Below are 23,872 nucleotides of genomic sequence, written 5' to 3' on the forward strand. Positions count from 1 at the left end.
AGCCGGCAGGCCCGGCGGGGAAAAGCGTCCCGCCAAGCCTGCCGGCTCCGACCAGCCTAAGGCACTCGAACCCATGTCAAATCGGGCCTCGGTGGGGTGGTGGCGGGTCCGATGTGCGGAGGTCGGGTGGTGGCCTTCGTGGTGGTTGTGGGTGCGGGTCGGGGAAGTGAGGGGTGCTCGGTTCGTGTCCACAGTGGAGCAAGTGCGCGATCTTCTCCGTCAGCCGACCGATGTTTCCGCATCAGTGCGGCCTCATCGTGGGTTCATCGCACCGACGCCCGCACGACGACGTGTGCGGCCTCACCGGAAGGTGCACCCCGATGATCACTTCAGCACCCGCCGCGCACGCGGATGAGGCAGGGGCGCGGGCCGAGACCATGGCCCGGTTCCTGCGCGACGTACCCGTCCCCTTCACCCGCGTGCTGTCCCTGTGGGTGGGCTACCGCCTGCGCCGCGACCCCCGGCAACCCGACACGACGCACCACCTCACCCCGCGCCAGGCGCACCTGCTCGGCTTACCCCCGCACACGGTGGTGACCCGGCGCGAGGGCTACCTGGTCCCCCACCTCGGCGACCAGGGTCCCCGCCTGGCCGCGATCACCGCGCTGGTGCACCAGCGCGCGCTGGAACTGGACGAGCCCGGGAGGGAGGAGCTGGCGCGCGGGTACACGCCGCTCGGCACGCTGCTCACCGGGGCTCGCCGGGCCACGCACTACGCCACCACGACCCGGTTGCCGGACGACCCCGACTTCGCCGACCCGCTGCCCGACTCGCCCGACGACGTGCCCGCCCTGTGGTGCCAGGCCACGCTGCTCAGCGCGGGCAGACCGGTGGCGTTGGTCCGCGAGACCGTCTACCGGGTGGCGTTCACCGGCCGCCGTCCGCCCGACCTGTCCGCCTACCTGACTCCCGCGCCGCCTCGACTGGTCTCCTGATGCGCGGCCGGACGTCCGCGTTGGCCGCGGCGACCGTGGCGGCCGGGTCCAGCGGGTACGTGGTGGCGGCGGTGCTCACCGAGGTCGCCGCCGACCACGGCGCGACGACGGCGGCGGCGGGGCAGACGATCACGGCGTTCGCGTTGGCCTACGCGGTCGGGTCGCCGGTGCTGGCGATGGTGACGGCGCGGTTCGAGCGGCGGGCGTTGTTGGTGGTCGCGCTGCTGGTGGCGGCGTTGGGCAACGTCGGTGCGGCGCTCGCGCCGACCTTGGACCTGTTGCTGGTCGCCCGGGTGCTCACGGCGTGCGGCGCGGCGTTGGCGACGCCGGCGGCGACCGCGGTCGCGGCCCAGCTGAACCCCGGGCACAAGGCGAAGGCGATGGCCGTGGTGACCGCGGGTCTGACGGCCGCCACGCTGCTCGGCGTGCCCGCCGGGCGGCTCGTGGCCGACCGGTACGGCTACCGGGCGGCGTTCGTGCTGGTCGCGGTGCTGTGCGTGGTCGCGGCGGTGGTGGTGCGGGCGGCCGTTCCGGCGGTGCGACCCGGACCGCCGGTGGGGTTCCGGCAGCGGCTCGCGCCGCTGGCCGACCCGCCGGTGCAGCGGCTGCTGGCCGTGTCGCTGCTGGCGTGCCTGGCGACGTTCAGCGTGTACGGCTACCTCGGCCCGATCACCGGGCACCCGCCCGACAGCGGCCACCTGCTCGCCTACGGCGTGGGCGGGGTGGTGGGCAACGCGATCGGCGGCGTGGCGGCGGACCGGCACGGGTCGCGCACGCCGCTGCTGGTGGCGCTGGGCGGTTGCGCGGCGGTGCTCGTGGTGCTGCCGGCGCTGGTGACCGGGGCGACCGGGGTGGTGGTGATGGCCGCGTGGGGCGCGTTGTTCTGGGCGTTCAACCCGCCGCTGTTCGCCGCGCTGGTGGCGCTGGACCCGGACCGGGCGAACCTCCTGCTGGCCTTGAACGCGTCCGCGATCTACACGGGCATCGCGGGCGCGGGTGTGCTCGGCGGCGCGGTCGACGCCCCGGCCGTCCCCCTCGTGGGCGCCGCCGTCGCCGTCGCGGCCACCGCGCTCGCCGCCGCGAACCGGGAGAGGAGGTTGGTGACGCGCTGATCGGCGCGATCCGGGTTAGGTTGCCCGCATGGCCGGAAAGGTGCCTTCGGTGGAGCTGGAGGTCGGGGACCGCGTCGTGCGGATCTCGAACCCGGATCGCGTCTACTTCCCCGCGCGCGGGGAGACCAAGCTCGACCTCGCCCGCTACTACCTCTCGGTGGGCGACGGGATCGTGCGCGCGCTGCGGGAGCGGCCGTGCATGATGCACCGGTTCCCGTCCGGGGTGACCGGGGAGAAGGTGCACCAGAAGCGGCTGCCCCACGGCGCGCCGCCGTGGGTGCGGACGGTGCGGGTGCACTTCCCCCGGTACAACCGGCACGCGGACGAGCTGTGCGTGACCGATGTGGCGGACGTGGTGTGGGCGGTGCAGATGTCCACGGTCGAGTTCCACCCGTGGAACTCGCGCAGCGCCGACACGGAGAAGCCCGACGAGTGGCGCATTGACCTGGACCCGATGCCGGACTGCCCGTTCTCCCGGGTGCGGCGGGTGGCGCACGTGGCGCACGAGGTGCTGGACGACCTGGGCGCGGTGGGGTGGCCGAAGACGTCCGGGGGCTCGGGGTTGCACATCTACGTGCGGATCAAGCCGGAGTGGGGGTTCGCCGACGTGCGGCGGGCGGCGTTGGCGTTCGCGCACGAGGTGGAGCGGCGCGCGCCGGACGACGTGACGACGGCGTGGTGGCGGCGCGACCGGGACCCGCGCAGCCTGTTCGTGGACTACAACCAGAACGCCCGCGACCACACGATCGCCAGCGCGTACTCGGTGCGCGGCGTGCCGGAGGCGACGGTGTCCACGCCCGTGCGGTGGGACGAGATCGACTCGCTGGACCCGCGCGACTTCACCATCGCCACCGTGCCGGCCCGGTTCGCCGAGCTGGGCGACCTGCACGCCGGGATCGACGACGCGGTGTTCTCGCTGGAGCCGCTGTTGGAGTGGGCCGACCGCGACGGGGTCGAGGTGCCGGACTGACGCCTCAGCGGAGCACGCGGGGCCGGCGGCGGCCGAGCGCGATGCCGTTCTCGACGTGGTGCAGGGCCTCCCGCTCGGTCCAGCCCTCGACGCCGTTGTGCCGGGCGGCGGCGGCCAGCAGCACGGCCAGCGCGGTGGTCTCGTCCAGCCAGCCCGCGCCGACCAGCTCGCCGAGCCGGCAGGCGGCGGTGAACACGGTGTGCGCGCGACCGCCCGGCCGCGCCTCGCGGACCCGTTCGGCCTCGCCCTCCACGACGGCGGCCCGGTAGGCGTCGACCCGGCGCGGCGACGGGCGGCGTGGGGTGGGGACCGGCGGGTGCTCGGGCGGCGGCGGGGCGAGCACGGCGAGCAGCCACTCCGGCGCGGGCGCGACCGGCGCGTCCCGCAGCACCCGGTACCGGTCGCGGCCGAGCGCGGAACCGGCGGCCACGACGTAACCGCCGACGCCGCGGGTGTCGACGTGCGGCGCGACCCTGCCGACGGTGTTGCCGAGCGGCACGTCCGGGGCCCGGAAGTAGCGGTGCTCTCCCCCGCTGGGCGTGGCGACCGTGTAGGTGTCGCGGGGGTCCTCCGCGCCGTGTTGCCAGGCGCGGCGGGCGAACGCCTCGCGGCCGTGCGGCACGTCGAGGTCGACCACGAGCAGCCCGGCCGGGCCGCACGCGATGCCGACGTTGTAGGCGCGGCGCGACCACCAGTGCCGGATCCGGTCGCGGTCCAGGGTCGCCTCGTCGTCCCAGCCGCGCAGCGCGGGCAGCTTGCCGTGCGGGCGCAGGGGCACCACGGGCCAGCCTCGTGCGGCGGCCTCCAGCGCCGCCCGGTACCTGGTCATGCTCGTCCCCCTCGGTCTGGGCAACGGGGGAAGCGCCGCCGATGTCCAGTGTGGCGGGGTCGGCGACGCCGGTACAGGGCCGCCCAGGGCACGGCTTCGGGGCGACCGCGAGGTGTACCGGCGGCCGCGGCGGGTAGGCCACTGGTTCGGCACGAGTTCGAAGGGAGCCGACCATGTCCGATCCCGTGGGCGGCACGCGTGACGGGTCCGACGACCGGGCGACCGGTCCCGCCGGCGGCGGGGGCGGCGTGGAGGCGGACGGCGGCCTGCACGTGCGCAGCCCCGCGTTCAGCGGCCACACCCTCATCCCCGACCGGTACTCCCACGACGGCGGCAACACCTCGCCGCCGCTGGAGTGGGACGCCCCGCCCGCGGGCACGGCCGAGCTGGCGCTGGTGTGCGAGGACCCCGACGCGCCGGGCGGGACGTTCGCGCACTGGGTCGTCACCGGCATCCCGGCGGACGTGACCTCGGTCGAGGAGGGCGCCGCGCCGCCCGGGTCGGTCGAGGGCCGCAACGGCTTCGGCGAGCCGGGCTGGGGCGGGCCGCGCCCGCCGGTGGGCGACGACCCGCACCGCTACTTCTTCCGGGTCTACGCGGTGGACCGGCCGCTGGGCCTCGGCGAGGGCGTGACGGCCGACGACGTGCGGGGCTCGATCGAGGGACGGGTGCTGGCGCACGGCACGCTGGTGGGTCTGTTCGGCCGCTGACCCCTGCAACGCACCGTGACCGATCGGAGGGCATTCATCCCATCGGGCAGTGATAACGGCGGTCCGCTGCCGATAACATCGGGGCAGGGGGGCGACATGATCGGCGCTGAGGTTCGTCATGGAGGACGGTGACCTCGTCGGGCGATTCGCCCACCGCCTGCGGTTGTTCGACTCCAACGCCGACGGCGTGGTGCGGCGGCGGGACGTGGTGGCGGCCGCCGAGCGGCTGGTCCGGTCGTTCCCCGTGGACCCGCACTCGATCGGGGCCGAACGGATCCGCACCGGCTACGAGATGCTGTCGCTGGCCCTGCTCGCGGACTTCGGCGACCTGGCGCGCGACGAGGTCGCGCTCCCCCGGTTCACCGCCGCGCTGGCCGCCGACCCCGCCCAGATGGCCGGGTTGGGCCGCCGGATCGCCCGCACCGACGCGCTGGCCGTGCGCGAGTGCCTCGCCCCGATCGGCGCGGCGGTGAAGGCCGAGCACATCGCCGAGGTGATCGTGGTCCTCGGCGCGCACCCCGGCCACCACCCGGTGATCCAGCAGGCGCTGGAGCGCGACGGCGCGCTGATCCGGCTGACGGGCGCGATCCGCCCGTTCACCGAGCACTTCACCGGTTCCGGCTACCCCGGCCTCTACGGCCGCCCCTAGGGTGGCGGCATGGCCGGGTCGGACGACCAGTACGACGCGCTCGGCGAGGTCTACGAGCGCACCAAGCACATCCCCACCGGGTTGGCCGAACGCGCCACGCTGCTGACCGCGCTCCCCGACCTGCGCGGCCGGTCCGTGCTGGACGTCGCCTGCGGCACGGGCTTCTACCCGCGCGAGTTCCGCCGCCTGGGCGCGGACCCGGTGGTCGGCGTCGACTCGGCGGGCGAGATGGTCGCCCACGCGCGCGAGGTGGAGCGCCGCGCGCCCCTCGGCATCGCCTACCACCGGCACGACGCCACCGCGCTGCCCGTGCTCGGCGTGTTCGACGTGGTCACGGCGGTCTGGCTGCTCGGGTACGCCGAGGACGAGGCCGCGCTCGACCTGATGGTGGGCAACCTGCGCGCGAACCTCGCGCCCGGCGGCACGCTCGCGGTGCTCGTGCCCAACCCCTACGCCGACTGGGACGTGCTCGCCGACTACGGCCGCTACGGCTACGAGGTCGTCCGGTCGGGGCCGCCCGGCGCGCGGCAACCGGTGGTGGTGCGGGTGCACGGCGACCCGCCGTTCGAGTTCGACTCGTTCTACTGGCCCGGCGGCGTCATCGAGGGCGCGCTGGCCCGCGCCGGGCTGCGCGACGTCACCCGGCACGCCACCGCGGTCCCCGAGGACGGGCGCGGCGAGGCGTTCTGGGGTCCGCTGCGCCGCAGCCCCAGCTTCGCCGTCTTCACCGCACGCGCCTGAGCCGCGGTCCCGCTGTCGGACCCCGGTGGCAGGATCGCCGCGTGACCGTTCCCGCCGTGCTGCGCACCCTGGCCCGGCTCAGCGCGTCCGAGCGGCCGCAGCGGGTCCGGCTCGACCTCACCCGGACCGCGGGGCTGGCGTGGCTCGGCGCGGACGAGGCCGCGTGGCAGGCCCTCACCCACGACCCGGACGGACCGCACCGGCCCGCGTCGCCGTGGACCGCCCGGCGCGACCGGCAGGCGGCCGTCGACCGGCTGGCGGCGTTCGACGCGCTGCACCGGGAGGACCGGCTGCTGCGGCTCGGCTGGGCGTTCCTGTGCGGGCCGGCGACGGTGGACGGGCGGCGCAGGCGGGTGTGCCTGCCGCTGGTGTCGCGGCCGGTCCGGCTGCGCCCGGCCGGGCGGCGGGGCCACGTGCTCGACGTCGCGGGCGACCTGGCCGTGTTCCCGCTGGTGACGGACTGGTCCCTGGCGGCCGGGTTGGAGACCCGGCTGGCCCCGGACCCGGAGTGGATCTCGGCGACGCTGGCCGCGGCGGGGTTCGCCGACGTGCCCGTGCTCGACGCCGGGCACGACCCGCTCCGGTTGGTCGGCGGCGACCGGCTGGTGGTGGTCGCCGGGGCGGGGCTGCACGCCGGGGAGCCGGTGGTCGGCACCGAGCGCGGCGCGGCGCTCTACGACTGGGCGCGGCGGGCCGGGGTCGAGGCCACCGCGGTGGCGGCGCTGTACGGCCCGGCCGAGGACACGCCGGAGGGGAACGAGCCCAAGGGGATCCGGCCGGAGGGGAACGGCTCGGAGGGAAACGGGCCGGCAGGGAAGAGGTCGGCGGTCGGCGAGGGGTCGGCGCGAGGTGGGCGGCGCGGAAGCAGGCCGGCCCGACGCGGATCGGTCTCAAGCGGATGGGCCGGACGCGGATCGGCCGGACGCGGGCCGGATCGGGGCCGATCGGGGTCGGCCGGCAGCGGGTCTGCCGGTGGGCAGGCCGTGGACCGGGCGGTCGGAGGCGGGGCGGTCGGAGGCGGGGCGGTGGCCGGCGCAGCGGAGTGCGGTCCCCTGCCGTTGAGCCCGGACCAGTGGGCGGCCGTGCGCGCGGCCCGCACCGCGCCGGTCACCGTGATCGGCGGGCCGCCGGGCAGCGGCAAGACGCACGCGTTGGCCGCCATCGCGTTGGACGCGGTGGCGGCCGGTCGGTCCGTGCTGCTGGCCGCCCGCACCCGCAACGCCGCCGACGTGCTCGGTGCGGCGTTGCGGCGGGCGGGCGGCCCGGTGCCGGTCCTGTTCGGCGACTCCGAGTTGCGGCTGGAGGTGGCGCGGGAGCTGGGCGAGGGAGTGGCCGCCACGACCGCGAAGGGCGAGGTGGAACGGCTCGACCGGGCCGCACGGGGCGCGGTCGCGGCGGTGGTCCGGGTGGAACGCGCGGTCGGTGACGCGTTGCGGGACGAGGAGTTGACCGGGGCCGCCGTGCGGTACGAGGCGCTGATGCCCGCGCACCGGTGCGTCGCGCCGCGCGCGTTCGCGGAGGACGCCGACTTCGCCCGGCTGCACGACCTGCTGCGCCCCCGTCGCGGGTGGTTCGGCGCGCTGCGGACCCGGTGGGCGGTGCGGTCCGCGCGGCGGTTGGCCGGTGCGGCGGACGACGTGGGCGTGGCGGACCTGGAGGCGGCGGTGGTCGCCGCCGAGCAGTCCGCCGCGCAGGTGCGCGTCGCCGCGCACGGCGGCACGTCGCTGGACGCGGTGCGCGCGCTGCTGGCCGAGGAGGACGCCCGCGCCCACACCGCAATCGCCGGGTGGTTGGCCGCCTCGGCGGTGAGCCGTCGTGGCGCTTCCGGGTCGCGGCGGGCGGTGGCGGCGTTGGCGACGGCGCTGCGGTCGGGCCGGGCGGCGCGGCGGAGGGCGCTGGCCGGGCTCTCCGCCGAGCACCTGGTGCGGGCCCTGCCGCTGTGGGTGGGGACGTTGGCCGACGTGGAGGACGTCCTGCCCGCCGTGCCCGGCATGTTCGACCTGGTCGTGATCGACGAGGCGAGCCACGTCGACCAACCGCTGGCCGCGCCCGCGCTGCTGCGGGGCCGACGCGCCGTCGTCGGCGGCGACCCGCGCCAGCTGCGGCACGTGTCGTTCGTGGCCGACCGGGCCGTGCGCGAGGCGGTGGTCGCGGAGGGCACGGTGGCGTGGGCGGACCGGCTCGACGTGCCCAAGGTCAGCCTGTTCGACGCGGCCACCGCGGCCGCCGGGGTGCACTGGCTGACCGAGCACCACCGCTGCGCGCCGCACCTCATCGGGTTCGCCGCGGCCCGCTTCTACGAGAACCGCATGGACCTGCTCACCACCCACCCGTCGATCGCGGACGTGCGCCGCGTCGACGTCGAGCGGGTCGGCGGCGCGCGCGACGACAAGGGCGTCAACGAGGTGGAGGTGGCCGCGGTGGTCGCCCACCTGCGCCGCCGCATCGCCGCCGGGGCGCGGTCGATCGGCGTCGTCAGCCCGTTCCGGGCCCAGACCGACGCGGTGGAGCGGGCGTTGCTGGAGCGGCTGAGCCTGGACGAGATCACCGCCGGCGGGGTCCGCGTCGGCACCGCGCACGGCGTGCAGGGCTCGGAGTTCGACGAAGCCGTGATCAGCCTGGCGCTCACCGACGACGACCGACCGGCCGCCTGGCGCTTCGCCAACGACCCCAACCTGCTGGCCGTGCTGACCACCCGGGCCCGACGACGGGTGCACGTGATCACGTCGGCCACCCGGCCGGTCGGGCTCGTCGGCGACTACCTGCGGCACGCCGACACCCCGCCCGTCGAACCGCGGGGCGTCGCGCCGGCCGACGAGTGGACCGCGCGGTTGGCGGCCGAACTGGCCGGGCTCGGCCTCGCCGTGCGCACGGGCTACCCGGTGGGCCGGTGGCGGGTCGACCTGGTGGTGGGCGAACGCGGGTCGGCGGTGGCGGTGGACACCCGGCCGCACCCCGACGGCGCCCCCGCCCACCTGGCCCGGTGGCGGGCGCTGCGCGGCGCGGGGTGGCGGGTGCACGACGCGTTCCCGAGCCGCTTCGCGCACGACCCGGCGCGGGCGGCGGTGGAGGTGGCGCAGGAGGTGGCCGCCGGTCAGCCCTTCGCCCGCAGCCAGTCGAGCGCGGACGGCGCGGCGCGCAGCACCGAGATGTGACCGTCCTCTTCGGACAGCCGCAGTTCCGCCGAGGGGCACCGCCGGGCGAGCCACCCGGCGTGCGAGGCGGGCACGACGCGGTCGCGTCCGCCGTGCAGCAGCAGCACCGGCGCGGTGACGTCGGCCGGGTCGAAGCCCCAGGGGTTGACGTAGGCGAGGTCGTCGTCGATCAACCCGCCCGGCCCGGCCGCGACCGCCGGGCCGACCACGTCGCCGAACCACGCCCAGTCGCCGGCGAGCGCGTCGAGGTCGGCCGGGGTGAACTCCGGGTCGTACTCGACCCCGGACGCCTCGAAGCGCTCCTTCGCCGCCCGCCCGGCCGCGGCGGCGCGCAGCGACGCCACCCCGGACGCCGCCATCCCGCCGAACCAGTCGAGGTCCGGCGCGTCGAACGGCGCGAGCCCGGCCCCGCTCACCACGCCGAGCACCCGGTGCGGCAGGAGTGCCGCGCAGGCGAGGGCGTGCGGGCCGCCGCCGGAGTGCCCGAACACGCCGAACCGCTCGACGCCCAGCGCGTCGGCGACCGCCGTGACGCACGCGGCGGCGGACGCGACGTCCCGCCCGGGGTCCGGGGTCGAGCCGCCGTAGCCGGGGCGGTCGTAGGACAGCCACCGGATGCCCAGCCGGGCGGCGGTGTCGAACAGCGGCGCGGGCGGCGCGCCGACGTTGGGCGTGCCGTGGTGCCAGAAGACCGGGAACTCCCCGGCGCCGGTGTCGTAGGCGCGCAGGGTCCGACCGCCCACCCGCACGTCGAACTCCACGACCACGCGCGGAGCCTATCGCGGCCCGGCCCGCGGAATTCGTGGTTTGGCCGCGACCGCGAGCGGTTACCTGGGGCGTGCGCCTTGAGCGAACAGGGTGCCGAAGGAGCGTGCCGTGAACATGGTGGACCCGCCTGACGACGGGCTGGACCTGGCGCCGGGCGGCGTCCCCACACGCGAGCACCTGGCCGCGTGGGTGCGCCGGGTCGCCGAGGACGTGGACGACCGACGGGTGTCCGACCTCGTGCTGATCGCCGCCGAGCTGGGCGGGAACGCGCGGCGGCACGCCGAGGGGCCGTGGCGGATGCGGCTGGCGCACGTGGGCGAGCGGAGCGTGGTGCGGGTCGAGGTGGAGGACGGCAGCCCCAGCCTGTTACCCGTGCTGGGCCGGCCGGACGACCCGGCCGCGGGCAGCGGGTTGCTGCTGGTCAACCGGCTGTCCGTGCGCTGGGGCTTCGACCACCACGAGGACCGCAAGGTGGTGTGGGCGGAGGTGCCGACCCGGTGACGTGGAGGTGGGCGGGGGCCGCGGCGCGTGCGGACCCCGCGCCACCGCTCAGCGGCCGACCTCCTCCGACACCCAGGAGGAGACCGCCGAGTAGTAGTCCCGCGCGTCCGGCGCGAGGTTGATCGAGTGCCCGTAGCCGGGCACCACGTGGGTCCGCAGCGGGGCGCGGAAGTACGGCGCCTCGGCCCGGTGCAGCGCCTCGGCGGTCGAGCAGTCCGTGGCGAGCGGCCCGCACACCGCCGCGTCCCGCGCGCCCACGGCGGACATCACCGGCACGTCGATCAGCAGGGTGTAGGGCAGCAGCACGGCCGCGCCCAGCCCGTCGACCGCCTCGGTGGGCGAGAAGACGTCCTTGGTCGACTCCTCCAGCTCCATCACGTCCGGCAGCAGCGGGCCGGGCGCGTGGAAGCTCGCGTACCGGCTGCCGGGCGCGGTGGTCAGGTAGCCCGGCGGGTGCAGCAGGCCGAACTTCGGGTCGAGGTTGGCGGGCCGGAAGTTCACGAACGCCGCCACCACGCCCGTCGGGTTCACCCGGTGCGTCATACCGGTCAGCAGCACGCCGTCCACGTCGTGGTAGGCGCCCGCCTCCACCGCGCTGATCGCCGCGCCGAGCGAGTGGCCGCCGATCACGACCCGGTCGAACGAGGGCCCGTGCGCGCCGGACCGCAGTCCCCGCACGACCTGGTACATCGCGTCGGCCTGCACGAACGTGGTCAGCGCGAGGGCGGGCGGGCGCGAACTGCGCCCGGTGCCGAGCCGGTCGACCGCGAGGGTGGCGAAACCGGCCGCGTTCTGCGCCGCCCGGAACGAATGCCGGCCGTCGGGGAAGTCCCAGTACGCGCTGTTGTAGGTGGAGCCGGGCACCAGCAGTAGGACGGTCGTCGCGCCGGTGGCGGGGACGCAGAGCGTGCCGTGCACGACGTGCGGCCGGCCGAGCACGGTCACCGGCGCGTCGACGTCACGGCAGGTGACCGCCGGCGCGGCGGACGCGGGCGTCGGCGACGACGCCAGCAGCAGCGCCACCAGGCCGGCGGCGAGGGGGAAGCGCAAGGAAGACGACCTCCATCGTCATCGGGTCGGAACGGTCATCGGATCGGAAAGGGAACCGAACCGGTCGAAGGCGGGAATCGGTCGGGTCGGCGGACCGCGCGAGCCCGCGAATAGCGGTACGGCGGAAATCGCCATTGGCGCGGACCGGCCCGCGGTCGAACCACCGCCGGAGTTCGGCGACGACGCCGTAGCCCGTTTCGCCCGCGGCTCCCCGGTGCGCGAATTCGGCTGCGGCCGGGCGGTGCCGCACGCGTCCGACCAGGCAGGACGCCGCGACGCCCGCCTTTTCCGCATTTGTGCGGTGAACCGGAGCCGACGCCGCGACCGCGCGCCCTCGCCGCGCCAATCGGCCGGGCAACGCCCTGACCACGGGTTTCGCGCTGAGGTCGCGGGTATTCGAACTGGCGGTCATGCCGCGCCGCTCCTCGGTACCGGCAACTCTTCGACGGTCCGCACTCTATGCGCCGATCGGAGTCTCGCGGGATCGCGCATTGGAGTTAAATCGGCGAATACAGTGGTGTCGGGGCCGGGAGGGCGGTTGGATGTCGGGGTCAGCCCGTCCCCGCCGAGGACCGAAGCCCGGAGTGCGCCTCATGAGCGATCTCGACTGGGTGCCCGACGAGGTCGACACCACGGTGCCCAGCGTGGCCAGGACCTACGACTACCTGCTCGGCGGCGCGCACAACCTCGCGGTCGACCGGGCGATGGGCGACCGGATGCTGGAGGTCCTGCCCGGCGCGCGCGACCTGGTCCGGTTGAACCGGGCCTTCCTGCGCCGGGCCGTCACCTACCTCGCCGGGCGCGGGGTGCGGCAGTTCCTCGACATCGGTTCCGGCATACCGACCGCGGGCAACGTGCACGAGATCGCGCAGGAGGTCGCGCCGGACTGCCGCGTGGTCTACGTGGACAAGGACCCGGTGGCGGTCGCGCACAGCCGCCTGATGCTCGCCGACGACCCCCTCACCACGGCCGTGCGGGCGGACCTGCGGGAACCGGAGGACGTGCTGGGCCGGCCGGAGGTGACCGGGCTGCTGGACCTGGACGAGCCCGTCGCGCTGCTCCTGCTGCTGATCGTGCACTTCGTCCCGGACGAGGAGCGGCCCGGCGAACTGCTCGCCCGCTACCGGGACCGGTTGGCCCCCGGCAGCCACCTGGTCGTCTCCCACGCCACCGCCGACGAACGGCCCGACACCATGCGCCGCGCCGCGGACACCGTCCGGGAGAGCCGGTCGAAGGACAACCTGGTGTACCGCACGCACGCCGAGGTGACGGCGTTGTTCGACGGCTACGAGCTGGTCGAGCCGGGCGTGATCGGGCACGCGCTGTGGCGGCCGGACGGCGCGGGCGACATCGCCGACCGGGCCGAGGACAACAACCAGGTCTGGGCGGGCGTGGGCCGCAAGCCCGGCCGCGCGACGGCGTCGGGCGGCCGTCGGTGAGCGCTCCGCTCCCCCGGGGCGCGGACGGGCTGCGGGCCCGCGCCCGGCTCGCGAAGAAGTGGGCCTACGTGCTCGCCTCCGGCACGTTCGTCCCGGTGTCCCACGCCGAGCTGGAGCGCAAGCTGCTCGGGCTGGTCGAGCGGCTGTGCGCCGCGGTGGCCACGGAGTCGCCGGCGCGGCGCGCGGGCCTGGAGGTCGCCGAGTCGCTGGTGGCGTTGAACTGCACCACGGCCGAGTCGCTGCGGGTGTCGGTGGAGGTCGTCGGCAAGGGTCTGCTCGGCGTGCCGGGTCTCGCGCCGCCGGACCGGCTGCGCGACCGGGTGGCCGAGGTGGTGGCCGCGCTCGCGGCCGGGTTCGTGGACCGCGTCCGCGCCTCGGTGCTCGCCCAGCAGGAGCAGCTGGGCCGCTCGCTCTACCAGGCGCTGCGCGAGGCGCAGGCGGCCGTCCGGCACAGCGGGACCAGGTTCGAGCTGGTGGAGCACCACCTGTCCACCGGCATCGCGACCGCGACGGCGGACGGCACGCTGGTGCGGTCCAACGCGGCGCTGGCCCGCATCGTGGACCGGCCGGACGCCGACCTGGTCGGGATGTCGCTGTTCGACCTGGCGCACCCCGACGAGCGGGTCGCGCTGCGGGCCGACTTCGACCGGCTCGCCGACGGCGACCCGTCGTCGATCAGCCAGCCGCGCCAGTTGTCGCGCGCCGACGGGGAGCCGGCGTGGGTGATCCTCACGCTGGCCGCGCTGCCGGCGGTGGAGGGCCGGGCCGAGGTCATGGTGCTCGCGGAGGACGCGACCGACGTCAACCTGCTGCAGGGCCAGCTCAACGACCAGGCGTTGCACGACGTGCTGACCAGGCTGCCCAACCGGCAGTTCTTCACCAGCAGGCTGGAGCAGGCGCTGCGCACGGCCGACCCGGACACCGGGGTCACCGTGTTCCACCTGGACCTGGACGGCTTCTCCCGGATCGCGGGCGGTCTCGGGCGCGACGTCGGCGACCACGTGCTCAAGGTCGTCGCCGGCCGGCTGGGCGTGGTGGTGGCCGACGAGGACGCGATGGTGGCGCGGTTCGGGCACGACGAGTTCGCCGTCCTGGTGCGCAACGGCCCGACCACGCCGGACGTGGTGACGATGGTGCGGCGGATCAACGACCTGCTGTCCGCGCCGTTCCACTCGGGCGGCCGGCGGGTGGCGGTGTCGGCGACCACGGGCGTGGTGCACCGGCCGCCGCCCGACGCCACGCCGGAGGAGGTGCTGGACGCGGCGGACCTGGCGTTGCGGCGCGCCAAGGGCCACGGGCGCCGGCAGTGGGAGCTGTCCGACCGCGCGCAGGACGAGCGCGACCGGCGCGCGTTCGGCCTGGCCGCGACCATGCCCGGCGCGTGGGAGAACGGCGAGCTGCGGGTGCTGTACCGGCCGGTGGTGCGACTGGCGGACGGGCGGGTCGAGTCGGCCGAGGCGGTGCTGCGGTGGGACCACCCGACGCTGGGCGCCCTGCCGCACGAGCGGTGCCTGGAGCCGGCCGAGGACACCGGGCTGATCGTGCCGCTGGGCGCGTGGGCGTTGGGGGTGGCGTGCGAGCAGGCGCGGTCGTGGCGGGACGTGCCGGTGCGGTGGGCGTTGACGCCGGGCCAGGCGGCGGACCCGGACCTGCACGCGGTCGTGCGCGACGTGCTGTCCCGCACCGGGTTGCCGGCGTCGTCGCTGCGGTTGGGCGCGCCCGCCCAGGCGTTGTTCGGCGACCGCGGCGAGGCGGCCGACAACCTGCGCTACCTGGCGGAGCTGGGGGTGGGCGTCGAGCTGGAGAACTTCACCGGCGCGCCGGACGACGTGGTGCGGCTGGTGGGCGGCGCGCCGGTGCGCGCCGTGCGGATGGCCCAGTCGCGGGCCGCGGAGCCGGGCACGGCGGTGGCGCGGGCGTTGGCCGGTGTGCTGGCCGTGGTGCGTGACGCCGGCGTCGGCCTGACCGCCGCCGGCGTCACGACACCCGCCCAAGCCCGGTGGTGGCGGGAAGTGGGTGCGGACACCGCGTCCGGTCCCCTGTTCGCTCCCGCCGGTCCACCGGACGTGATCACCCGATAGCGCAAGTCAAGGCAGGCGCTGTCGGGGAGCCGCTCGCCAGGTAGCCGAACGTGGTGCTCGTCCCCGGCTTGATCGCCGCGTTCCAGGGGAGGTTCGCGGCGGTCGTGGTGGCGTCGTCGGAGGTGACGGTCGCGCCCCAGGCGTGCTGGACCGTCGTGCCGGACGTCGGCCAGGTCACCCGCCACCCGGCGGAGGGCGAGTTCTCCGGGTGCCGCACGGTGATCTCGACGTGGTGCGCGATCCCCCACTGCGCGACCACGCGCATGGTCGCCGTGCACCGGCCCTGCGTCGACTTGAAGTCGGGCAGCTCGTCGAGGGTGATCACCGCGTCGTGGTGGTAGACCCGCTGCACGAAGTCGCGCGGGTTGACCACGCCGTCCTGGATGAACGAGCCGGACCAGGTGACGAACCAGGACCAGCGGGCCCCGTAGGCGCGCACCAGGTCGGGGTCCGGGATGGAGCCGACCTCGCCCAGCGCCACCAGCCTGCGGTCGCCGCCCAGCTCGACCAGCCGCTCGTACGGGCCGATCACCGGGCCGTGGTCGCCCTGCGGCGGGTAGGAGTCGATGCTGACCACGTCGACCACGTCGTCGCCGGGGTACCACTCCGGCGCGACCGAGTTCCACACCCAGATGAGGTTGTGCAGGCCGTGGTGGTTCACCAGGCGGTCGTGCAGCAGCCGGTAGAGCCGCTTGGCCGGACCGGGCCCCTTCGCGCCCCACCAGAACCAGCCGCCCTCGGCCTCGTGCAGCGGACGCCACAGCACCGGCACCTTCGCGTCGGCCAGCCGCTTGAGCTGCACCGCGATCGCGTCCATGTCCCGGATCAGCAACGTGTGGTCGGCCGAGGTCGGGTCGGCCAGCGCGGCGGCGAGGTCGAACGTGGTCGCGTCGGTGTAGAAGCCGCGCCACCACTCCTTGCCCGGCTGGTCGATCAACCCGGACGGGGCGTTCCAGTGCCACGCCATCGTGACGATGCCGCCGCGCCGGTCGTAGGCGAGGGCGTGGTCCACGTCCCGGCCGACGGTGCCGCGCTCGACCCGGCTCGGCGAGTAGTCCATCAGGTCGTAGCCGCCGATGGCCGGGGCCTTGCCGGTGTTCTGCTCGACCCAGTCGATGCTCGCCTGGTCCTGCTGACCGGAGAGGATCGTCTCGCCGTAGTCGGCGGCCAGGTAGCGCATCAGGCCCTTGGCCTCGCGGGTCGCGGCCGGGTCGGTGAGCGCGCCGGTGACCTGGTGCGGGCCGCGCGGGGCGCTGGGCGTCACCTTGATCGCGTCGATCAGGTACCAGCCCCAGTTGTTGGTGATGGTGACCGTGTTGTCGCCCTCGCGCAGCAGCACCTTGCCGGCGGCGATCGACGTGAACGTGGGGTGCTCGGGGAACGACACGTCGCCCAGGCCGCTGCCGTTGAGCGACAGCGACGCGGTCTTCGGGCCGTACGGGGTGGCGTAGGAGATGGTGAGGTCGTGCAGCCCGCCGGGGCTGTCCGGGATCGTGACGGTCACGCTGTCGGCGCCGGTGTCGAAGCCCGCCACGTAGCCGCGGCCGGAGAAGCCCGCCACGCTCGACTCGACCACGGTGCCGTTCAGCTCGCCGTCCTCGGCCTCGATCCACCCGTCCGGCGCCGCGGCGGCCGCGGGCGGCGCGAGCGCCAGGGCGATCAGCGAGACGAGCAGCAACAACCTCACGGTGTCCGGTCCCTTCACCGTCGTTGGCAGGGGGCCAACCTCGTCCCACTCTTCTGGGAGCGCTCCCAGGAGAGCATAGGGGGCCGGACACGCACAACAAAGGGGTTGTTCGGCGGGTTCAGACCCGACGGGGTTCCGTGCTCGTGAGGCCGCACAGCTCGTCGGCGACGGCCCACAGCTCCTCCTCGCGCCGCTCGTCGTAGGACTCGGGCGACGACGGGACCACCTCGCCCCGGCTGATGTAGGCGCCGCTCTCGCCGGGACGGGGTCCCGCCAGGGCCTCCGCCAGCAGCCGCCCGGCCCGGGCGGGGCTCGTGGCGACCGGCAGGGCGAGCAGCGCCGTGGCGACCGCGCGGAACGCGGCCCGGCCGACCGGGCCGGCGTCGCGCGCCAGTCCCGTGCCGGGCACCAGGCCGGGGTTGTAGGAGTAGACGTCGATGCCGTCGGGGAGCCTGCGCCGCAGCGCGTGCACGAGGTAGACCACGCCGAGCTTGCTGGTGGCGTACGCGCGCCTGCCCGCGACGCCGGTGTCCTCCTCCCCCGGCCGGGCCAGCTCGCGCGGGTCGGCCCAGCGGGGCGGCGGGATCAGGCCCATGCTGTTGTGCGCGCGGTCGTGCACGTCGCTGCCGACCACGATGATCCGGGCCGGGTTGGCGAAGCGCGGACGGAGCAGGTTCAGCAGCAGGTGGTAGGCCAGCACGTTGACGCCGAAGGTCATCTCGAAGCCGTCGGCGGTGGTCTTGCGCGTGGTGGCCATCTGCAGGCCCGCGTTGCCGAGGAACCCGTCCAGCGGTCCCTCCACCTCGGCCGCCGCCCGGCGGATGTCGGCGAACGACGCCAGGTCGCACACCACCTCGGAGACGTTGCGGTTCCCGGTGCGCTCGGCCAGTTCGGCGGCGAGCCCCGGCCTGCGGTTGAGCACGAGCAGGTGGCGGTCGGGGTGGCGCCGCAGCAGGTGCTCGGCGGCCACGCGGCCGAGGCCGCGGCTCGCGCCGGTCATCAACGTCGTGCCCATGGCTCAACTCCCGGTACTGGATCCTAAGTGGTACTCAGTACCATACTGGACGAGGTACCAGGCCGCTATGCTGTGCCGCATGTCGGAACGGGCGCCGCTGCGCGAGCGCAAGCAACAACGCGCGCGGGAGCAGATCGTGGAAGCGGCGTTCGCGCTGTTCGCCGAGCGCGGCTTCGCCGCCGTCACGGTGGCCGACATCGCCGAACGGGCCGAGGTCGGCCGCACCACGTTCTTCCGCTACTTCGGCGACAAGCAGGAGGTCGCCTTCTCGGACGAGCAGGCGATCGTCGAGTCGCTGACCGAGCGGCACCGGGCGTTGCCGCCGGTGCACGACCTGGCGGGCGCGCTGACGCAGATCCGCGCCGTCGTGCTGGACCTGTGCCGCGAGGTGACCGCGGACGAGGAGCACTTCCGGGCGCACATGGCGCTGCTGGCGGAGAACGCCGAACTGCGCGACCGCGCGGCCCGCAAGTTCGCCCGCCTCGCCGAGGTCTTCCGCGACACGCTGCTCGACCGCGGCACGCCGCCGGTCGTGGCCGCGCTCGCGCCGCGGCTCGGGGTCGCCTGCTACCAGGCGGGCCAGGACCTGGCCGCCGGCGACCCCGCCGCGCTGCCCGGCGCGGTCGACTCGGCGTTCGCACACCTGATCGAGGACATCCGGCCCGACATCGCCTGAACGCCGGTGCGGTGTCGGTCCGGTGGGCTAGGTTTCACCCTGCCATGCGACAAATCGGACGGGACCACGCGGCCGGGGTGCTGCGCGCGGAGGTGGACCGCGCGGCGGCCAGCCACGGCGGCCTCGTGCTGGTCGCCGGCGAGGCCGGGATCGGCAAGACCACCCTGGTGACCGGGGCGGCCGAGCAGGCGCGGCGACAGGGCGCGCTGGTGCTCGGCGGCTCCTGCTGGGACTCCGACAGCGCACCCGGCTACTGGCCGTGGGTGCAGGTCGTCCGGGCGTTGCGCCGGGCGGCCACCGCGCAGGAGTGGCAGCAGGTCGACCCCGGCCCGCTGGCGGTGCTGCTCGGCGAGGAGCCGTCGGAGCACACGCCCGAGAGCTTCCCGCTCTACGACGCGGTGACCACGGCGCTGGTGGCCGTGTCGCACCACCGGCCGGTGGTGGTCGTGCTGGAGGACCTGCACTGGGCCGACCCGGCGTCGGTGAAGCTGCTGGAGTTCGCCGCGCAGCACACCTGGTTCGAACGGGTGCTGCTGATCGGCACGTACCGCGACACCGAGGTCGACGCCGAGGACCACCCGCTGCGCCCGCTGATGACGCCGCTGCTCAGCCGGGCCGCCACGGTCGCGCTGACCGGGCTCGCGCCGGCCGAGGTCGGCGAGCTGATGGCCCGCACGGCGGGCCGCGTGCCGGACCCGGGACTGGTCGCCGAGGTGCACCTGCGCACCGGCGGCAACCCGTTCTTCGTGGAGCAGACCGCCCGGCTGTGGCACGGCGGCGGGCCCGTCACCGCGGTCGCGCCGGGCGTGCGGGACGCGGTGCGGCGGCGGCTGTCGCTGCTGCCCGGCCCGGTGGGCGACCTGCTGACCACGGCCGCCGTGCTGGGGCACGAGTTCCACCGCCGGATGCTGGCCGCGACCGCGTCGCTGCCCGTGCCCGCGGTGGACCGGCTGCTCGACCAGGCCGTGCAGGCCCGGCTCGTGGTGGGGTTGGGCGGCGGCCGGTTCTCGTTCGCGCACGACCTGGTGCGCGAGGCGCTCTACGCGTCGCTGCCGGACGTGGACGCCCGGCACGCGGCCGTCGTGCGCGCGGTGGAGGGCGACCTGGCCGACCAGGTGCTCCCGGCGGACCTGGCCCGGCACGCGCGCCTGGCGGGCGCCGAGCTGCCCGCCGACCGCGCCGTGGACCTGATCGTGGCGGCGGCGCGGGACGCGAGCCGCCGGATGGCGGTCGAGGAGGCCGCCGGGCACTACCGGCGCGCGCTGGAACGCGCCGAGGGCGCACCGCGGCGGATCGCGGTCGCGCTGGAGCTGGGCACCGAGCTGTACCACTGCGCCGAGCCCGTCGAGGCGCGGCGGGTGCTGGACCGGGCCGCGGCGGAGGCGGGGCGGCTGGCCGACCCGGCGCCGTTCGCCCGGGTCGCGTTGGCGATCTACCGGTTCTCCGACGACGAGAAGGCGGCCGCCGCCGTGGTGCGGGAGGCGTACGCCCGGCTCGTCGGCCCGCCGCCCGACGTGCCGCCGGAGGCGTTGGCGCGGGAGATGAGCCTGCGCGCCATCGAGGCGGCGCGGGGCGGCGAGGACGACGACGCGCTCGCCTCCGGGCTGTGGACCGTGCACGACACCACGCCGGGCATCGGCCAGGCCGAGCAGCGGCTCGCGCTGGTGGACGAGCTGATCGCGGTGTCGCGGCGCAGCGGCGACCACACGGCCGAGCACTTCGCCACGTCGTTCCGCTGGGTGGCGCTGGTGGAGCTGGGCGACCCGCGCTACCTCGACCAGCTGCACGCGTTCGTCGCGCTGTCCGAGCGGCTGGGCATGTCGCGGTTCAACTTCTCCGCGGCCATCGACCAGAGCATCATCGCCACCGCGCAGGGCCGGTTCGACGAGGCGGAGGCGTTGCTGGCCAAGGCGACCGAGATGGGCGCGGCCCACCACACCGGGTTCCGGATGATGTACCTGCACCTGCGGTGGGCGTTGCTGCTGGCCCGGGGCGACTTCGCCGCGCTGGACGCGCTCGCGCCCGAGGTGGCCGCGAGCACGCACCCGTGGCCGGGTCTCCTGGCGGGCCTCGCGGCGCTCGAACGCGGTGACGTGGCCGCGGCCGGGGCGCACCTCGCGGATCCCGGCCTGGACGACCGCACGCGGTGGTCGTTCGAGCCGCTGTGGCTGCGGTTCCGGGCCCGGTACGCGCTCGCCGCGGGCGACCGGGACCTGGCCGCGCGGGTGCGGGAGGAGTTGGCGCCGCACCGGGGCAAGTGGCTGGTCTCGCTGTACGGGTGCGACATCTCCGGGCCGGTCGACCTGTGGCTCGGGGTGGTGGACCTGGCGCTGGGCCGGTGCGACGCGGCGGTGGAGGAGCTGACGGCGGCGCAGCGGTCGGCCGAGCGGATGCGGGCCCGGCCGTGGGCGGTGCGGGCGCGCCGGCACCTCGCGGAGGCGTTGCGGGCGCAGGGCGCGCCGGCGGCGGACCTGGACGCGGCGGTGGCGCGGGAGGCGGCCGCGCTGGGCCTGCCGCCGGCGGCCGACGAGCGGGCGGCCCGCGCCGAGTTCCGCCGGGACGGTGACGTGTGGGCGTTGTCGTGGGACGGGGTCACGGTCCGGGTGCCGGACTCGAAGGGGCTGCGCGACCTGCACGTGCTGCTGGGCAGCCCCGGCGAGCCGGTGCCGGCGGTGTCGTTGCTCGCGCCGGAGGCGGCCGCGTCGGCGCGGCTGGGCGGCGACCCGGTGCTGGACGACGAGGCCAAGGCCCGCTACCGGCGGCGGCTGGCGCAGCTGGACGACGAGATCGACCGGGCCTTCGACGACGACCGGGCCGCGGCGCTGGACCGCGAGCGCGCGGCCCTGCTGGACGAGCTGCGTGCCGCCGCGGGGCTGGCCGGGCGCACCCGGAAGCTCGGCGACGAGGCCGAGCGCGCCCGCAAGGCCGTGACCGCCCGCATCCGCGACGCGCTGCGGAAGCTGGACGCACGCCACCCCGGTCTGGCCGCCCACCTGCGGGAGACCGTGTCGACCGGGGCGACGTGCGTCTACTCGGGTCGCGAGCCGTTCCGGCTCTGACTCACTTGCGGTTGTAGAGGCGCATCGTCCAGACGCCGAACACGACGGTGAACACCACGCCGTAGCCGAGCGTCCACATCATCGCGTTGCCGTCGAAGCCGCCCGCCATCAGCGCGCGCACCGCGGCGACGAGCTTGCTGATCGGGTTGACGTTGACGAACGCCTGCAGCCAGCCCGGCATCGTGCCGGGGTCGACGTAGACGTTGGACAGGAACGTCAGCGGGAACAGGAACAGCATGCTCACGCCCATCACGGACTTCTCGCTGCGCAGGAGCAGGCCGAACATCGTCCACACCCACGAGAACGCGAACGAGAACGCGACCAGCACCGCCACGCCGAGCACGACGCCGACGAACCCGCCGCCGGGCCGGAAGCCGAGGACCAGGCCGACGACCATGATCACGGTGGAGGCCAGCACGTACCGCAGCAGGTCGCCCAGGATGTAGCCGACCATGGGCGCGGGCCGCCAGACGGGCAGCGTGCGGAACCGGTCGAAGACGCCCTTCTGGATGTCGGTGTTCACCGCGACCCCGGTGTACATGGTGATCATCACGACGCTGGTGACCGTGATGCCCGGCAGGAGGAACTGCAGGTACTCCCCCGGCGACCCGGCCAGCGCGCCGCCGAACAGGTAGGTGAACATCAGGATCATCATGATCGGGAACGCGGTGACGTCGAACAGCTGCTCCGGCACGTGCTTGATCTTGAGCACGGCCCGCCAGCCGAACGTGAGCGACGCCGACAGCGCGCTCGGCCGGCCCGGCGGGTCGGTGTTCAGCAGCACCGCCGCCAAGTCCTCCGCCTTGGGTGCGGGCAGGAGTTCGGGTTCCTTGGTGACGGTCACGCCGCCGCCTCCTTCTTCTTGTCGGTGAGGGCCAGGAACACCTCGTCCAGGCTGGGCTGGCCGAGGGAGAACGTGTCGACGGTGATGCCCTCGCGGGCGAGCTGGGCCAGCGCCTCCGCGGCCTGCTCGGTGGCCCGGCCGGTCAGCCGCGCGGTCAGCGCCACCGGGTCGTGGTCGAGCTGCACGTCGGCCTCCAGGGTGCGGACGAGCACCTGCTGCGCCTGCGCCCGCTGCTCGGCGTCGCGCAGCCGCAGGTGCACCGCGCCGACGCCGACCGACGCCTTCAGCTCGCCCTTGGTGCCCTCGGCGATGACCCGGCCGTGGTCGATCACCGCGATGCGCGACGCGAGCTGGTCGGCCTCGTCCAGGTACTGGGTGGTCAGCAGCACGGTGGTGCCGTGCGCGACGACCGCGCGGACGATGTCCCACACCTGGTTGCGGCTGCGGGGGTCCAGGCCGGTGGTCGGCTCGTCCAGGAACAGCAGCTTGGGGGTGTTGAGGATGCTGGCCGCGATGTCGAGCCGGCGGCGCATGCCGCCCGAGTAGTGCTTGACCTGCTTGCCCGCCGCCTCGGTGAGCCCGAACGCGTCCAGCAGCTGCGCGGCGCGCGCCTTCGCGCGGGACCGGCTGTGGCCCAGCAGCCGGCCGAGCAGGAGCAGGTTCTCGGTGCCGGTCAGGTCCTCGTCCACGGAGGCGTACTGGCCGGTCAGGCTGACGAGCCGGCGCACCGCGTCGGGGTCGGCGCGCACGTCGTGGCCGAACACGCGGGCCTGTCCGTCGTCCGGTCGCAGCAGGGTGGCCAGCATGCGGACCGTCGTGGTCTTGCCCGCGCCGTTCGGGCCGAGCAGGCCGTACACCGTCCCGGCGGGCACGGTCAGGTCCACGCCGTCCACCGCGCGGGTGTCGCCGAAGACCTTGACCAGGCCCGACGTTTCGATGGCGTTCATGTTCTTCCTTCCCTAGGAGACGTAGGGGCGTCGGGTGCGGGCTTGTCTGAGGGCCGACGCCCACCAGGTGAGCTGGTCGAACATCGCCTCCGCGGCGCGGCGGCGGCGTTCGGTGTCGAGCGGCTCGTCGGCGAGCAGGTTCACGCCGACGGCCGTGCGCACTGTCATGACGTGCAACTCGGTGAAAACTGTTCGGAGCTGTTCCACCGCGTGGAACCCCTCGGAGCGGTAGCCGTAGGAGACGAACCCGGCGGGCTTGGCGTGCCACTCGTCGTAGGCGTAGTCGATGGCCTGCTTGAGGGAGGCGGGGAAGCTGCGGTTGTACTCGGGCGTGACGACGACGAACCCGTCCGCGTCCGCCACCTGCCCGGTGAACCGCCGGACCTCCGCCGTGGGCCGGGCCGGGTAGCACGGCGGGAAGTCGTAGTCGGCGAGGTCGAGCACGACGGGCTCGACGTCGGCGCGCTCCGCCGCCACCCCGGCGACCCACCGGCCGATGCCGTCGCCGACGCGACCCTCGCGGGTGCTGCCGATGATCACTGCGATGCGTGACGCCTCCACGTGCCGCCTCCTCTCACCCAGGAGGCGCGAGACGACCCGCCAGACCGGATCTAGCACCCGCGTGTCCTACGTTCAAAACGCGCGTGTCCTACGTTCAGAACGCGCGTGTCCTACGTTCAGAACGCGCGTGTCCTACGTTCAGA

At 75.2% G+C, this 23,872-nt stretch carries 21 protein-coding genes; 12 read left to right on the forward strand and 9 right to left on the reverse strand.

What is annotated here, in order from left to right:
* The first annotated feature begins 320 nt into the window (after positions 1-320).
* Genes ACWEFJ_RS37760 through ligD form a run of 3 tightly spaced genes read left to right on the forward strand, consistent with a single transcriptional unit; the run spans position 321 to position 3,017 of the window.
* On the forward strand, positions 321-935 hold the full coding sequence (locus ACWEFJ_RS37760; RefSeq protein ID WP_449716724.1) for a hypothetical protein: 615 nt from the start codon (positions 321-323) through the stop codon (positions 933-935).
* Positions 935-2,047, forward strand: coding sequence for an MFS transporter (locus ACWEFJ_RS37765; protein WP_378092561.1), 1,113 nt, complete (start codon positions 935-937; stop codon positions 2,045-2,047). The genes ACWEFJ_RS37760 and ACWEFJ_RS37765 overlap by 1 nt, the downstream gene beginning before the upstream one ends.
* 28 nt (positions 2,048-2,075) lie before the next feature.
* Positions 2,076-3,017, forward strand: coding sequence for a non-homologous end-joining DNA ligase (gene ligD, locus ACWEFJ_RS37770; RefSeq protein ID WP_378092564.1), 942 nt, complete (start codon positions 2,076-2,078; stop codon positions 3,015-3,017).
* A 4-nt stretch (positions 3,018-3,021) separates the two neighbouring features.
* On the opposite strand, the gene ACWEFJ_RS37775 is transcribed toward ligD, so the two are convergent.
* Positions 3,022-3,846, reverse strand: a complete 825-nt coding sequence (locus tag ACWEFJ_RS37775; RefSeq protein WP_449716725.1) for a bifunctional DNA primase/polymerase — start codon at positions 3,844-3,846, stop codon at positions 3,022-3,024.
* 173 nt (positions 3,847-4,019) lie between these two features.
* Here ACWEFJ_RS37775 and ACWEFJ_RS37780 point away from each other — a divergent pair, with 173 nt between their 5' ends.
* From ACWEFJ_RS37780 to ACWEFJ_RS37795, 4 genes are all read left to right on the forward strand, one after another.
* A complete protein-coding gene (locus tag ACWEFJ_RS37780; RefSeq protein ID WP_378092568.1) occupies positions 4,020-4,556 on the forward strand; it encodes a YbhB/YbcL family Raf kinase inhibitor-like protein in 537 nt (178 codons plus the stop codon).
* 118 nt (positions 4,557-4,674) lie between these two features.
* Entirely contained in the window at positions 4,675-5,205 is a 531-nt protein-coding gene (locus ACWEFJ_RS37785) for a hypothetical protein (RefSeq protein WP_449716726.1), read from the forward strand.
* Positions 5,206-5,214: 9 nt separating this feature from the next.
* Positions 5,215-5,946: a class I SAM-dependent methyltransferase gene (locus ACWEFJ_RS37790; RefSeq protein ID WP_449716727.1), complete on the forward strand. Its 732-nt coding sequence runs from the start codon at positions 5,215-5,217 to the stop codon at positions 5,944-5,946.
* A gap of 41 nt (positions 5,947-5,987) precedes the next feature.
* Positions 5,988-9,101, forward strand: coding sequence for an AAA domain-containing protein (locus ACWEFJ_RS37795; RefSeq protein WP_449716728.1), 3,114 nt, complete (start codon positions 5,988-5,990; stop codon positions 9,099-9,101).
* Here ACWEFJ_RS37795 and ACWEFJ_RS37800 read toward each other — a convergent pair.
* Positions 9,041-9,868 carry an alpha/beta fold hydrolase gene (locus ACWEFJ_RS37800; protein WP_449716729.1) on the reverse strand — a complete coding sequence of 276 codons (828 nt, stop codon included), beginning with the start codon at positions 9,866-9,868 and terminating at the stop codon, positions 9,041-9,043. The two genes, ACWEFJ_RS37795 and ACWEFJ_RS37800, sit on opposite strands and share 61 nt — an antisense overlap.
* Before the next feature lie 115 nt (positions 9,869-9,983).
* On the opposite strand from ACWEFJ_RS37800, the gene ACWEFJ_RS37805 reads away from it, so the two are divergent.
* On the forward strand, positions 9,984-10,370 hold the full coding sequence (locus tag ACWEFJ_RS37805; protein WP_378097893.1) for an ATP-binding protein: 387 nt from the start codon (positions 9,984-9,986) through the stop codon (positions 10,368-10,370).
* A 48-nt stretch (positions 10,371-10,418) separates the two neighbouring features.
* Here the strand turns inward: ACWEFJ_RS37805 and ACWEFJ_RS37810 are convergent, their stop codons facing one another.
* On the reverse strand, positions 10,419-11,420 hold the full coding sequence (locus tag ACWEFJ_RS37810; protein WP_449716730.1) for an alpha/beta hydrolase: 1,002 nt from the start codon (positions 11,418-11,420) through the stop codon (positions 10,419-10,421).
* Positions 11,329-11,832 (reverse strand): hypothetical protein, encoded by a 504-nt coding sequence (locus tag ACWEFJ_RS37815; protein WP_449716731.1) that lies wholly within the window; start codon positions 11,830-11,832, stop codon positions 11,329-11,331. The genes ACWEFJ_RS37810 and ACWEFJ_RS37815 overlap by 92 nt, the downstream gene beginning before the upstream one ends.
* A gap of 181 nt (positions 11,833-12,013) precedes the next feature.
* Between ACWEFJ_RS37815 and ACWEFJ_RS37820 the strand changes: the two genes are divergently transcribed.
* The gene (locus tag ACWEFJ_RS37820; protein WP_449716732.1) at positions 12,014-12,859 is read left to right on the forward strand and encodes an SAM-dependent methyltransferase; all 846 of its coding nucleotides are present in this window, start codon (positions 12,014-12,016) and stop codon (positions 12,857-12,859) included.
* Complete coding sequence (locus ACWEFJ_RS37825; protein ID WP_449716733.1) at positions 12,856-14,940, forward strand: putative bifunctional diguanylate cyclase/phosphodiesterase; 2,085 nt, start codon at positions 12,856-12,858, stop codon at positions 14,938-14,940. The genes ACWEFJ_RS37820 and ACWEFJ_RS37825 overlap by 4 nt, the downstream gene beginning before the upstream one ends.
* On the opposite strand, the gene ACWEFJ_RS37830 is transcribed toward ACWEFJ_RS37825, so the two are convergent.
* Positions 14,930-16,627, reverse strand: coding sequence for a glycosyl hydrolase (locus ACWEFJ_RS37830; protein ID WP_449716734.1), 1,698 nt, complete (start codon positions 16,625-16,627; stop codon positions 14,930-14,932). The genes ACWEFJ_RS37825 and ACWEFJ_RS37830 overlap by 11 nt on opposite strands.
* A 118-nt stretch (positions 16,628-16,745) precedes the next feature.
* Positions 16,746-17,642, reverse strand: coding sequence for an SDR family NAD(P)-dependent oxidoreductase (locus ACWEFJ_RS37835; RefSeq protein ID WP_449716735.1), 897 nt, complete (start codon positions 17,640-17,642; stop codon positions 16,746-16,748).
* 79 nt (positions 17,643-17,721) lie between these two features.
* Between ACWEFJ_RS37835 and ACWEFJ_RS37840 the strand changes: the two genes are divergently transcribed.
* Entirely contained in the window at positions 17,722-18,318 is a 597-nt protein-coding gene (locus ACWEFJ_RS37840; protein ID WP_449716736.1) for a TetR/AcrR family transcriptional regulator, read from the forward strand.
* A gap of 44 nt (positions 18,319-18,362) precedes the next feature.
* Complete coding sequence (locus ACWEFJ_RS37845; RefSeq protein ID WP_449716737.1) at positions 18,363-21,377, forward strand: ATP-binding protein; 3,015 nt, start codon at positions 18,363-18,365, stop codon at positions 21,375-21,377.
* 1 nt (position 21,378) lies between these two features.
* On the opposite strand, the gene ACWEFJ_RS37850 is transcribed toward ACWEFJ_RS37845, so the two are convergent.
* From ACWEFJ_RS37850 to ACWEFJ_RS37860, 3 genes are read right to left on the reverse strand one after another with little or no spacing between them, the layout of a single operon-like run.
* A complete protein-coding gene (locus tag ACWEFJ_RS37850; protein ID WP_378092119.1) occupies positions 21,379-22,221 on the reverse strand; it encodes an ABC transporter permease in 843 nt (280 codons plus the stop codon).
* Positions 22,218-23,168 carry an ATP-binding cassette domain-containing protein gene (locus ACWEFJ_RS37855; RefSeq protein ID WP_378092121.1) on the reverse strand — a complete coding sequence of 317 codons (951 nt, stop codon included), beginning with the start codon at positions 23,166-23,168 and terminating at the stop codon, positions 22,218-22,220. The genes ACWEFJ_RS37850 and ACWEFJ_RS37855 overlap by 4 nt, the downstream gene beginning before the upstream one ends.
* Positions 23,169-23,180: 12 nt before the next feature.
* The gene (locus ACWEFJ_RS37860) at positions 23,181-23,729 is read right to left on the reverse strand and encodes an NADPH-dependent FMN reductase (RefSeq protein ID WP_449716738.1); all 549 of its coding nucleotides are present in this window, start codon (positions 23,727-23,729) and stop codon (positions 23,181-23,183) included.
* Between the last annotated feature and the right edge of the window lie 143 nt (positions 23,730-23,872).

Source organism: Actinosynnema sp. NPDC004786, assembly GCF_053601135.1.

Excerpts from the sequence above, each read along its gene's own strand:
- ACWEFJ_RS37760 (WP_449716724.1), top strand. The coding sequence starts at position 321 with ATGATCACTTCAGCACCCGCCGCGCACGCGGATGAGGCAGGGGCGCGG.
- ACWEFJ_RS37765 (WP_378092561.1), top strand. The coding sequence starts at position 935 with ATGCGCGGCCGGACGTCCGCGTTGGCCGCGGCGACCGTGGCGGCCGGG.
- ligD (WP_378092564.1), top strand. The coding sequence starts at position 2,076 with ATGGCCGGAAAGGTGCCTTCGGTGGAGCTGGAGGTCGGGGACCGCGTC.
- ACWEFJ_RS37775 (WP_449716725.1), bottom strand. The coding sequence starts at position 3,846 with ATGACCAGGTACCGGGCGGCGCTGGAGGCCGCCGCACGAGGCTGGCCC.
- ACWEFJ_RS37780 (WP_378092568.1), top strand. The coding sequence starts at position 4,020 with ATGTCCGATCCCGTGGGCGGCACGCGTGACGGGTCCGACGACCGGGCG.
- ACWEFJ_RS37785 (WP_449716726.1), top strand. The coding sequence starts at position 4,675 with ATGGAGGACGGTGACCTCGTCGGGCGATTCGCCCACCGCCTGCGGTTG.
- ACWEFJ_RS37790 (WP_449716727.1), top strand. The coding sequence starts at position 5,215 with ATGGCCGGGTCGGACGACCAGTACGACGCGCTCGGCGAGGTCTACGAG.
- ACWEFJ_RS37805 (WP_378097893.1), top strand. The coding sequence starts at position 9,984 with ATGGTGGACCCGCCTGACGACGGGCTGGACCTGGCGCCGGGCGGCGTC.
- ACWEFJ_RS37815 (WP_449716731.1), bottom strand. The coding sequence starts at position 11,832 with ATGACCGCCAGTTCGAATACCCGCGACCTCAGCGCGAAACCCGTGGTC.
- ACWEFJ_RS37820 (WP_449716732.1), top strand. The coding sequence starts at position 12,014 with ATGAGCGATCTCGACTGGGTGCCCGACGAGGTCGACACCACGGTGCCC.
- ACWEFJ_RS37835 (WP_449716735.1), bottom strand. The coding sequence starts at position 17,642 with ATGGGCACGACGTTGATGACCGGCGCGAGCCGCGGCCTCGGCCGCGTG.
- ACWEFJ_RS37840 (WP_449716736.1), top strand. The coding sequence starts at position 17,722 with ATGTCGGAACGGGCGCCGCTGCGCGAGCGCAAGCAACAACGCGCGCGG.
- ACWEFJ_RS37845 (WP_449716737.1), top strand. The coding sequence starts at position 18,363 with ATGCGACAAATCGGACGGGACCACGCGGCCGGGGTGCTGCGCGCGGAG.
- ACWEFJ_RS37855 (WP_378092121.1), bottom strand. The coding sequence starts at position 23,168 with ATGAACGCCATCGAAACGTCGGGCCTGGTCAAGGTCTTCGGCGACACC.